Origin of the sequence: Allokutzneria sp. NRRL B-24872, assembly GCF_002155965.1 — a bacterium.
Classification (GTDB): Bacteria; Actinomycetota; Actinomycetes; order Mycobacteriales; family Pseudonocardiaceae; genus Allokutzneria.
On sequence record NZ_MUMH01000149.1, the window covers coordinates 33,081 to 42,513 of the forward strand.

At 71.0% G+C, this 9,433-nt stretch carries 13 protein-coding genes; 9 read left to right on the forward strand and 4 right to left on the reverse strand.

Annotated elements, in window-relative coordinates; all coding sequences use genetic code 11:
• Nucleotides 1–75 precede the first annotated feature (75 nt).
• From CCN37_RS31730 to CCN37_RS31750, 5 genes are all read left to right on the forward strand, one after another.
• On the forward strand, nucleotides 76–654 hold the full coding sequence (locus CCN37_RS31730; RefSeq protein WP_086827986.1) for a TetR/AcrR family transcriptional regulator: 579 nt from the start codon (nucleotides 76–78) through the stop codon (nucleotides 652–654).
• A gap of 70 nt (nucleotides 655–724) precedes the next feature.
• The gene (locus CCN37_RS31735) at nucleotides 725–1,429 is read left to right on the forward strand and encodes a hypothetical protein (protein WP_086827988.1); all 705 of its coding nucleotides are present in this window, start codon (nucleotides 725–727) and stop codon (nucleotides 1,427–1,429) included.
• Complete coding sequence (locus tag CCN37_RS31740) at nucleotides 1,420–2,058, forward strand: SMI1/KNR4 family protein (RefSeq protein WP_210408298.1); 639 nt, start codon at nucleotides 1,420–1,422, stop codon at nucleotides 2,056–2,058. The genes CCN37_RS31735 and CCN37_RS31740 overlap by 10 nt, the downstream gene beginning before the upstream one ends.
• 222 nt (nucleotides 2,059–2,280) lie before the next feature.
• Nucleotides 2,281–2,793, forward strand: a complete 513-nt coding sequence (locus CCN37_RS31745; RefSeq protein ID WP_086827992.1) for a hypothetical protein — start codon at nucleotides 2,281–2,283, stop codon at nucleotides 2,791–2,793.
• A 16-nt stretch (nucleotides 2,794–2,809) separates the two neighbouring features.
• The gene (locus CCN37_RS31750; protein WP_086827994.1) at nucleotides 2,810–3,556 is read left to right on the forward strand and encodes a hypothetical protein; all 747 of its coding nucleotides are present in this window, start codon (nucleotides 2,810–2,812) and stop codon (nucleotides 3,554–3,556) included.
• 8 nt (nucleotides 3,557–3,564) lie between these two features.
• Here the strand turns inward: CCN37_RS31750 and CCN37_RS31755 are convergent, their stop codons facing one another.
• Nucleotides 3,565–4,182 (reverse strand): TetR/AcrR family transcriptional regulator, encoded by a 618-nt coding sequence (locus tag CCN37_RS31755; protein WP_086827998.1) that lies wholly within the window; start codon nucleotides 4,180–4,182, stop codon nucleotides 3,565–3,567.
• A gap of 34 nt (nucleotides 4,183–4,216) precedes the next feature.
• Nucleotides 4,217–5,032: an alpha/beta fold hydrolase gene (locus tag CCN37_RS31760; protein ID WP_168200957.1), complete on the reverse strand. Its 816-nt coding sequence runs from the start codon at nucleotides 5,030–5,032 to the stop codon at nucleotides 4,217–4,219.
• Between the two features lie 141 nt (nucleotides 5,033–5,173).
• On the opposite strand from CCN37_RS31760, the gene CCN37_RS31765 reads away from it, so the two are divergent.
• Nucleotides 5,174–5,458, forward strand: a complete 285-nt coding sequence (locus tag CCN37_RS31765) for a hypothetical protein (RefSeq protein ID WP_086828000.1) — start codon at nucleotides 5,174–5,176, stop codon at nucleotides 5,456–5,458.
• An 8-nt stretch (nucleotides 5,459–5,466) separates the two neighbouring features.
• Here the strand turns inward: CCN37_RS31765 and CCN37_RS39295 are convergent, their stop codons facing one another.
• A complete protein-coding gene (locus CCN37_RS39295) occupies nucleotides 5,467–5,697 on the reverse strand; it encodes a hypothetical protein (RefSeq protein ID WP_143261900.1) in 231 nt (76 codons plus the stop codon).
• Nucleotides 5,698–5,838: 141 nt separating this feature from the next.
• Between CCN37_RS39295 and CCN37_RS31770 the strand changes: the two genes are divergently transcribed.
• Complete coding sequence (locus CCN37_RS31770) at nucleotides 5,839–6,714, forward strand: AraC family transcriptional regulator (protein ID WP_086828003.1); 876 nt, start codon at nucleotides 5,839–5,841, stop codon at nucleotides 6,712–6,714.
• On the opposite strand, the gene CCN37_RS31775 is transcribed toward CCN37_RS31770, so the two are convergent.
• Nucleotides 6,707–7,888 carry an MFS transporter gene (locus CCN37_RS31775; RefSeq protein ID WP_168200956.1) on the reverse strand — a complete coding sequence of 394 codons (1,182 nt, stop codon included), beginning with the start codon at nucleotides 7,886–7,888 and terminating at the stop codon, nucleotides 6,707–6,709. The two genes, CCN37_RS31770 and CCN37_RS31775, sit on opposite strands and share 8 nt — an antisense overlap.
• An 86-nt stretch (nucleotides 7,889–7,974) precedes the next feature.
• Between CCN37_RS31775 and CCN37_RS31780 the strand changes: the two genes are divergently transcribed.
• Both CCN37_RS31780 and CCN37_RS31785 read left to right on the forward strand, forming a co-directional pair.
• Nucleotides 7,975–8,544: an NADPH-dependent FMN reductase gene (locus tag CCN37_RS31780; RefSeq protein WP_086828007.1), complete on the forward strand. Its 570-nt coding sequence runs from the start codon at nucleotides 7,975–7,977 to the stop codon at nucleotides 8,542–8,544.
• A 38-nt stretch (nucleotides 8,545–8,582) separates the two neighbouring features.
• Nucleotides 8,583–9,218: a TetR/AcrR family transcriptional regulator gene (locus tag CCN37_RS31785; protein WP_086828009.1), complete on the forward strand. Its 636-nt coding sequence runs from the start codon at nucleotides 8,583–8,585 to the stop codon at nucleotides 9,216–9,218.
• The last annotated feature ends 215 nt before the right edge of the window (nucleotides 9,219–9,433 follow it).

Consider the following 9,433-nt stretch of genomic DNA (forward strand, 5'->3'; position numbering starts at 1 on the left):
TTCTTGCGGTGAGCGTGCCACCTGGCGTGCGCGCGCGTCAAGACCGAACGTTCTCCCTCCTGCTATCCTCGGCTCGTGACGAACGTCCAAGGGCAGGTCTCCGAAGCGCGGTCCCGGCTGCTCGCCACGGCGACCCGGATCTTCTACGCGGAGGGCATCCACTCCGTCGGCGTCGACCGGATCGTCGCGGAGGCGAAGGTGACCCGGGCGACGCTGTACCGGCACTTCCCCGGCAAGGACGACCTCATCGCCTGCTACCTGAAGGAGGCCGACCAGGCCATTCGGCAGCAGGCGGCCGCCGTCGCCGCCAAGGGGATGTCGGCGTCGGAGACCCTGTGGGCCGTCGCCGAGTCGATCGCGGAGGGCATCCGGTCCCCGGGTTTCCGGGGGTGCGCCTTCCTCAACGCCGCCGCCGAGTACCCCGACCCGGCGCACCCCGTGCACCAGGCCGTCCTCGCGCACCGCGAGTGGTTCGCCCGGATGGTCACCGAGCTGCTGGCCCGCGTCGGGGACACCCCCGCCGAGCCCGCCGCGCGGCACCTCGTCCTGCTGCGGGACGGCGCGATGGCCACCGGCTGCCTGTCCGATCCCGAGCCGGTCTGCGAGACCTTCCTCCGAGGGGTCGAGGGCCTGCTGAAGCTCCGCGCCAGCTGAGGACGCCGCCCTCCGGGAAAGGTGTGAATCCCCGGCTGCGGCACCGGCGGCGTCGCTAGGGTCCGCCCCCATGAAGACGAGCATTGTCGTCGCCTTGCTGCTGAGCTTCGTGCCAGCACCGGCGGCGGAGACCTACGACGAGTTCTCCATGATGCGCGCCAAGTCCGCCGGGATCGTCGTGGACAGCGCGGGCAACCCCGCCAGCCAGTGGGCGTGGCGTCCGCAGGGCTCGGACAGGTCGGTGATCAGGTGGGCCGCGCCGAAGGACTGGAACCGGCCGGGTGACGGACTGGAGCACTTCGTCCGCGACGGCGACTGGCTCTACCTGGACGGCTACCAGAACCTGTCCAGCGGCAGCTACAACCCGCAGCGGGTGACCTCCGAGCAGATCGGGGACGGCGACTGCGCCAACCTCCAGCCCCTGCCCAGCCACAACGGTCAGCAGCACTACGTGCGGTGGACGATCCCGGAGAAGGCCTACTGCCTGATCGCCGAGGGGACCATCGCCACGCCGCAGGGTGTCGTCCGGTTCCGGCACCGCCAGGTGTGGTCGCCGCCGACGACCTGCCAGACGCGGTTCCACGGCGCCGTTCGGTGCGTCCGGCAGGTCGAGAGCTGGTGGGACGACAACGGGCACCCCTTCGAGCTGCGGATCGAGCGTTCCCAGGACCTCGGCAAGGGATTGGGGATGGGGCTGGCCATCCGCTCCACGGTCGGCAACGGCAAGCCCATCGACTGGCGGGCCGAGCTGCGCAACGTCTGGACGTGGACCTAGCGATGGCGCAGCGCCCGCTCGCGGAGTCCTGGCGCCTGATCGACAGCTGGCTGGCGAAGCACGTGCCTTCGGAGTTCGCGCTGCTGAACCCGCCCGCGCCGCCGGAGGAGATCGAGGGGGCTGAGCGGGTTCTCGGTGTTCGGCTGCCCGGCGATCTCGTCGAGTCCCTGCTGTGCCACAACGGCATGTCCACCTGGACGACCGTGTTCCCGGAGCAGTCGCCGCTGCCGGTCAGCGGGATCGTGGACCAGTGGCGGACCTGCATGGAGGTCGCGGCGGACAACGACGGCCTGACCGTTCGCCCGTGGGACGACGAACCGTGGTGGCACCCGTTGTGGATTCCCTGGGCGGGCAGCGCCGGTGGCTCGCTTCAGGTGATCGACCTGCGCGCGGGGCCCGGCGAGGGGCGCCTGGGCTGGGCGGGGCACGGCGGTGGCGGCGACTTCACCGAGTCCTGGCCCGATCTGGCGAGCCTGCTGCACGCGGTCGCGCACGCGCTGCACGAGGGCGGGGGAGTCGGCGGGTTGCACCCGTACCTCACCTCGCGGGGCGAGCTGTGGTGGGACGAGCCGGGAAGCGCGGAGCTCAACGGTCAGCCCGTCACCCCCGCTCCGCTGGGAGTGGACTAGGGCGGGGTTCGCGCATTCTTGTGCCGATTGATTGGCGGGGATTCTTTCTTTTGTGTCAGTGATTTTGTGGGGTTCGAACTCGAACGTGGTTCTCCGTGTACTCGAACGGCGGTACCCGCTCCGCTTTGCCTGCGCAAACGTTGAATGCGCGTCGCCCTGGTGTGGCGCGGATACCGGGGGGTGTCCGTGGGGCGATGGGACAACCAAGGGGGATTGGTTCTCATGCGCAATCGCGCGATGAAGCTCGCTGTCGCGGTGTCGGCGTTCGCGGTGGCTCTGGCCGGGCCCGCCGCCGCGGCCGAGACCGAGGAGTCGGCTCCGCAGTCCGCGCTGGGCGAGGGCAGCGGCACGTTCGAGGTGATCGCCACGCCGGCCCCGGGGGCGCCCGGAGCCCTGGCGGTGATCCGCTGCGTCGGCGGCACGGACAACCCGCACAAGTCGCACACCGATCCGCGGCGGGCGAACGTGCACGTCAACATCACGTGCTCGGCGAACGTCGCGAGGATCGCGGTGCGGGGCGCGATCTACCGCGACGGTGCGCTCGCGGGCACCTCGGCCCGCAACCACGTCACGACGGGCAAGCGGAGCGCGGCCAACCACGCGAACACCGCGTGCCGCAACAACCACCTGTACGAGAGCTGGGTGGGCGGGGAGATCAAGTTCCCGCCGAACTACGTGCCGCCGACCGGGCGGATCTCGGCGTTCGGCAGGTCCGCCCGGATCACCAACTGCTGATGGGGAAGCAGATCGCATGACGGCACAACCGGTACCGGCGGCGACCGCTCGCGCTTCGGCGTGGGCGGTCGCCGCCGACCGTGATTTCGGTGGCACGGTGGGAGATCTCGTGCGCGCCCGGTTCCCGGCCCACGCGCGGGTCTTCCACCCCGCCCACCGCGCCGGTGCTCCGGTGCGGTGGAGCGAGGTGGCCGCCGCGAGCGGGCGCGCCATGCACCCGCTCGCGCAGTGGGCGCAGCTGAACCCGCCTTCACCCGGTGAGACCGCGCGGCCCGAGCAGTGGGGCAGCGATCTCCGGCCGATCAGGGCTCGGACGGCGGTGTGGGACGAGGAGCCCGTGCTGGGGTCGATGCCCACGACCGTCGCCGCTGAGCTGGTCTCTGTGCTCACCGGGCACACCAGGACGCCTGGCCGGTGCTGGTTCGCGGTGTGGGACGGCTACGGCGCGCTGTCCTCGCGCTGGCGCGCCGCACCGTCGTTCGAGCTGTTCGGACGTGACCTGCTGCTGCTCTCCGGCAGCATCGCGTCAGCGGCCTTTCCCTTGTCGGACAAGCCTTTCGAGGATCTGTACGCCAACATGTGGTGGCCGAGCGACCACGCGTGGTGCGTGGCGACCGACGTCGACATGATGACCACCTACGTCGGCGGGAGCGTCGAAGCAGTCGAAGCGCTGCTGCGCGACGACGTTCTGGAAGCACTGCCCGCGGCGGCCGAGCACTCGGTGCGGTGGGACTCCGACGTGGTCAACCTCGCGCGGCCCTGACGGCTGTGCTAGCTCCGCGGGCGGGGGAGCAGGCCGGTGGCGAGGACGTCGCTGGCGGCCGCGAGCAGGCGGCGCAGCCCGGCCTCGTCCTGGCGGAGGTCGTCGGGGCGCCAGTGCAGGCTCATGATCCCGTTCCACGTCGCCCACAGCACGGTCGCGGTCTCCTGCGGGTCGACCGCGCGCAGTTCGCCCGCCTCAACGCCCTCGCGCAGCGTGGCGACCAGCCGTGCGTTCTGCTCGTGCACCGCGCGCGCGAGCCTCGCCGCCAGCTCCTTGCCCGCCGCGTAGTGGCCGGGTGCCTGGGGGAAGGCCAGCATCCTGAAGTAGTCGGGATAGCTGAGGTAGAAGCTCAGGTAGGCGTCAGCGGCGGCGTAGATGCGGTCGAGTGCGCTGCCCTCGCGCTGGTAGGCGTGGTCCATGTGGTCGCGGTTGCCCTCGATCGCGCGCTCGACCACCGCGGCGTGCAGACCGGCCTTGGAGCCGAAGGCGTTGTAGATGGACCCGACGGCGACTCCGGCGCGCGCGGCGATCTCCTCGACGGTGACGTCGTCGACGGAGCGCTTGCGGAAGATCTCCTCGCCCGCGCTGAGCAGCGCGGCGAGCGTGCGTGCCTTGCGGGGGTCCATCGCGTCCTCTCGCTCAACGGAGCAGGGCGTCAGCCTATAGCTCGCGCGTCAGAAGGTGTTCCAGCGCGCGGGAAACAGCTTCGGGAGCCTTCTCCATGACGAAGTGCCCGCCGCCCTCGACGAGGGTGAGTTCGGCGCGCGGAATCCCGGCCGCGAGCTCCGTGGCGATCGTGGTGCTGAGGTAGGTGTCCGGAGTGCCCCAGACGATCGCCGTCGGGCACCGGATCTCGCCGAGGGCGTCGGCGAGGTCCTTGCGCGCGGAGACCCGGTAGTGGCTGAAGAAGTGCAGCAGCCAGCGGGCTCCGTCCTTTGTGGACATCCAGCCCAGGTAGTCGTCCAGGGTCTCGCGGTCGATGGCACCGGTGCGCGCCATGCCGAGCCGGTTGAGCTTCGCCACCGGCAGCAGCGGGCCGAGGGGGCCGCGCCCGAGCAGGCTCACCGCGCTGAAGATCGCGTACCACGTCGGCGTGAACGTCCGGTGCGCGCGGCTGTTGAGGATCGCGAGCCTGCGCACACGGGCCGGGTTCCGTTGGGCGAAGCCGAGTGCGAGGAACCCGCCGTAGTCGTGGCCGACCAGGTCGCACGCTTCGACGCCGAGCGCGTCCAGTGCGCGACCGAGACGGGCCACCTCGGTGTCGTAGTCGAAGCGCAGGTCCGTGCGCCGTTCGGACCGACCCCAGCCGAGCCAGTCGAGCGCGAGGACGCGGCGGCTCTCGGCGAGCGCGGGCAGCTGGTGCCGCCAGCAGCGGTGGTTGGCCGGGTAGCCGTGCAGCAGTACGACCGGCTCCGCGGCGGGGGCACCGAGTTCGGTGTAGGCGAGCCGGGCGCCGTCGACCCGCACCGAGCGCATCTCGTTCACATCCACTCCTCGAGAGCACTGTTGAAAGCATTGCAATTGTCACTTTAGCCACGGTCGAAGTTATCTTGCAATGATTGCAAGAAGCCTTGTACGGTCCCGGTTCCATCCACGACCACGAAACCTGGAGAGAACATGCGATTCGCACGAGTTCCCCTGATCGTCGGCGCTCTGCTCGCCGGGACCGTCGCCGCGAGCGGCTCGGCGGGGGCGGCGGCGAGCAAGTGCTACGTCGTCGCGAAGCAGGACGCGCCGATCTTCGACGCGAGTTCGCTGAAGGAGACCGGGAAGCTGAAGAAGGGCAAGACCAGGGACTCCGCCTGCTCGGTCGAGCAGCACGAGAAGGTCCCGAACGTGGTGTACCTCAAGGGGCGCAAGGAACTGGTCTCCAAGGGACACGTCGACATCCGTCGTCGCTGACCGGGTCGTCACGAGGACCTCGGCGGTGCGGCAGTGGCTGAGCTGGCCGACGAGGGACTTCGGGCGGAGCCGACCAGGGACGCGGTGTCCTGCTGGGCCGTCGTCGACCCCCACTGACCGGCGATGATCCGCTCGGCGCGCTGATCGTCCGACTGACCGCCGCCCACGGCGACCGGCGTCGGGTCGGACGCGGGACGGGCCGCCGAACTCGCCGATCCGAGCGCTCGCGTCGGGAACACGGAGCGCTGGCCGCGACACCGCCGCTCGCACTCGGCTGAGGAGCAGGAGAAGCTGGGCGCGAGCGACTGATCGGATCGGTTCGCTGCGGTCGGGCGCGGCCGGGGCGCGCTCGGCCAGAGTCGACGGCGAAGGGGGACCACATGATCTCGGCGCTCAACCGGCTCGTCGACCTCGTCGAGGAGCACCTCGGCGAGGAGTTCGACCTCGGCGGACCGGCCGCGGCGCTCGGCACGACCGAGTACCACCTGCGGCGGATGTTCTCCTCGCTGGCGGGCATGCCGCTGTCGGAGTACGTCCGCCGCCGTCGGATGACCGTGGCCGCCGCCGACGTCGTGCGCGGCAAGGACGACCTGCTGAGCATCGCCGTCCGGTACGGCTACGGCTCGACCGAGGCCTTCGGGCGCGCGTTCCGGGCGGTGCACGGCGCCAACCCCGGTGACGTCCGCCGCGACGGCGGCCCCCTTCGCACCCAACCGCAGCTCAGGTTCCGCCTGACCGTCGAAGGGAGCGTCCCCATGGACACCCGCATCGCCGACCGCCCCGCGTTCCGGCTCGTCGGGCACGCGAAGCGCGTCCCGCTCATCCACCAGGGCGTCAACCCGCACATCCAGCAGCACATCGCGGGGCTGCCGAAGGAGGAGCACCTGCGGCTGAAAGCGCTCGGTGACGGCGAGCCGCACGGCCTGCTCCAGGTCTGCGACGACCTCGATCCGGACGGCGCCGAGGGCAGCGAGCTGACCTACCTGCACGGAGTCGCCATCGCCAAGGAAACGCCGGTTCCCGACGACCTCGACGCCATCGAGGTGCCGGCGGGCAGATGGGCGGTGTTCCGCACGGCCGGGGCGTATCCGAAGGCCCTCCAGGACACCTGGGCGGCGACCGCGACCGAGTGGTTCCCGTCGAACCCGTGGCGCCTGCGGCCAGGCCCCTCGATCGTCGCGGTCCTCGACCGAGCGGAGGACTTCAGCTCCGCGACGTGCGAGCTGTGGCTCCCGGTCGAACCGGCTCTCAGCTGATCAGGAGGGTGGCCAGCGCCGGGCCGAACGCGCCGCCGAGCTGGTAGCAGAGCGTGAACAGGCTGAGCGCCGTCGACCGGTGCGCGGTCGGCGTCGCTTTGCCCAGCTCTCCGGCGTACCAGGCCATCGCGGCGGTGGCGGCGAACACCGCGAACCCCGTCGCCGCCGCGTGGGCCTGCGGCCAGGTCGTGGCCAGCGGCAGCGCCACCGCGAGGCCCCCGGAGACGACGAGCGCGGCCCGCACGAGCACCGGCCCGAGCCGGGAGGCGTAGCGCGTGACCAGGAGCGAGGCCGTGGAGCCCGCCGCCAGCGTGATGAGCGTGGTCACGCCGATCCGCTCGGCCGACCAGTGCGGTTGCAGCAGGCGCGGCACGGTGTAGAGCAACGCGAAGTAGGCGGTCGAGTACGCGCACGCCACCGTCGCCGCGACGCGGAACGCTCGTGACCGCACCACGCTTCGCGGGACGAACCCGTCGGGACGGCGGGTGACGTGTCGAGCGAGCAGGACGCCCAGCACTGCGCCGAAACCCAGTCCTGCCAACGGAAATCGTGGGACGAGCACCAGCGCGCTGGCCAGCGCCAGGACCAGGGCGAGGCCGACCGGGTCCCCGATGCCCGCCTCGCCGGGCGCGTGGTGCGCGGGAACGCGGCGCAGCACCGCCGGGACCGCGAGCAGCGCGGGCAGGGACAGGCAGAGCGCCACGCGCCAGGAGATCTCCGACAGCGTCGAGCCCGCAAGCGGTCCGAAGGCGCCGAGCAGCCCGATGCCCGCGGTGATCGCGCCGGTCCGCTGGGGCGTCGAGGCGAGCCCGATGGCGAGGGTGACCAGGCCGCCACCTCCCGCGGCCTGCGCCGCCCGCCCGGCGAGCAGGACGGACAGCGTGGGGGCCACGGCCACGAGCAGCGTCCCGATCAGGATGAGCGCCGCGTTCACCAGGACCGTGACCCGGGGACCTCGGCTGCGCAGCAAGCCCGCGGTCAGGGGCGCGCCGATGACCGCGGCCCAGCCGAAGGCGGTGGCGGTCCACGTCGCGTCGGCGGTGGAGACGTGCAGCTCGCGCGCCAGGTCGGGGATGACGGTGGTGGCGCTGTTCGCGCTGAGCGAGGTCGGTGTGGCGAGCAGGGCGAGCAGGAGGACGGGCACCCGCCGGTCGCGAGAAGTCGGAGCGGTCACGCCACTAAAGTACACCGACTAGTGCAAAGAGTGCACTGAGTGGTTTACTTCAGGTCGCTGATCGACTCGACCGAACGGAGAAGGACATGCGTGAGCTGACCGTCCTCGCGATGTCAGGCAGTCTGCGCGCGGGCTCGCACAACACCGCGCTGGCGCGCGCCGCCGTCAAGCTCAACCCCGGCGGCCTGGCGATCGAGATCGAACGGGATCTCGGCGGGCTACCGCTCTACGACCAGGACCTGGACACCGGTGCGCCACCCGCGCCGGTCGCGGCGCTGCGCGCGCGGATCGCCGCGGCCGACGCGCTGCTGATCACGACGCCGGAGCACAACGCATCGATCCCCGCAGCGCTGAAGAACGCCATCGACTGGATCAGCACCGCGCCGGGCGGCCTGCTGCTCGGCAAGCCGGTGGCCATCGCGGGTGCCTCCCCCGGGCCGTTCGGCTCGGTGCGCGCGCAACTCGCCCTGCGCCAGATCCTCGCCTCGGTCGGCGCGGAGGTCGTGGTCAAGCCCGAGGTCGTGGTGTTCCGGTGCGACACCCGCATCGGCGACGACGGTGCGCTGGCCGACCCGTACACGGCCGAGCTGCTCAGGGAACTGCTCGGCGCGCTCCGGCACAAGGCGAGTCAGCTCCTCGTAGACTGCACCGAGTAGTTCTGTTCGAGGGGAGTTTTTGGAGAGGGGGAGGCGTCGTGGCCGCTGGGCAGTCCGAGTCGCACGGCAGGCCGGAGAAGCGGCGGGCGATCACCCGGGCCGCGCGCAAGGTGTTCGGCCGCGAGGGCTACACGCGGGCCAGCGTCGACGCCATCGCGGCGGAGGCCGGGGTCTCGAAGCGGACGATCTACAACCACTTCGCCGACAAGGAACGGCTGTTCCTCGACGTCGCGCTGGAGGGGGCCAACGAGGTCACCGCCGCCATCGCCCAGATCATGGACCGGCACCTGCACAAGATCGTCGACCTCGAACAGGACCTGATCGACTTCTCCCTGGACCGGGTCGCCGCCGTCACCGCTTTCCCCGACCACTTCGCACTCGTCCGCGCGATCGAGGCGGAGGCGGCGCGCATTCCGGGACCGGTGCTCAAGGCGTGGGTCGACGCGGGTCCGCAGACCGCGCACCTGCGCCTCGCCCCGCACCTGCGCCGGATCGCCGACCGCGGCCTGCTGGAGATCGACGACGCCGAACGGGCCGCCGCCCACCTCACCCTGCTCACCATCACCGACGTCAACCAGCAGAGCTTCTACGGAGCCGTCCCGCTGCCTCCCTCGGAGATCAGCAAGATCGTCGCGGCCGGTGTGCAAACGTTTTTGCGTGCCTATCGGAGCTGAGCGCTTCCCGGAAATCTGGAAAAACCGCCATGATCTTTCTTGTTCGGTGAATCGATCTGGTAATCCACGCTTTCACGCGTGCCTGAATTCGCTGACAGTCCCTTGCGTCGTGGCTACCGTTCCGCGTGCTCAGCCCGTCCGGCACGAAAGGAGAGCTTCATGCGCAGGAAAATCCAGGCCGCCATCGTGCTCGCGGCGACGGCCGTCGCCACCGC

Excerpts from the sequence above, each read along its gene's own strand:
- CCN37_RS31735 (WP_086827988.1), top strand. The coding sequence starts at position 725 with ATGAAGACGAGCATTGTCGTCGCCTTGCTGCTGAGCTTCGTGCCAGCA.
- CCN37_RS31745 (WP_086827992.1), top strand. The coding sequence starts at position 2,281 with ATGCGCAATCGCGCGATGAAGCTCGCTGTCGCGGTGTCGGCGTTCGCG.
- CCN37_RS31750 (WP_086827994.1), top strand. The coding sequence starts at position 2,810 with ATGACGGCACAACCGGTACCGGCGGCGACCGCTCGCGCTTCGGCGTGG.
- CCN37_RS31755 (WP_086827998.1), bottom strand. The coding sequence starts at position 4,182 with ATGGACCCCCGCAAGGCACGCACGCTCGCCGCGCTGCTCAGCGCGGGC.
- CCN37_RS31760 (WP_168200957.1), bottom strand. The coding sequence starts at position 5,032 with ATGCGCTCGGTGCGGGTCGACGGCGCCCGGCTCGCCTACACCGAACTC.
- CCN37_RS31765 (WP_086828000.1), top strand. The coding sequence starts at position 5,174 with ATGCGATTCGCACGAGTTCCCCTGATCGTCGGCGCTCTGCTCGCCGGG.
- CCN37_RS31770 (WP_086828003.1), top strand. The coding sequence starts at position 5,839 with ATGATCTCGGCGCTCAACCGGCTCGTCGACCTCGTCGAGGAGCACCTC.
- CCN37_RS31780 (WP_086828007.1), top strand. The coding sequence starts at position 7,975 with ATGCGTGAGCTGACCGTCCTCGCGATGTCAGGCAGTCTGCGCGCGGGC.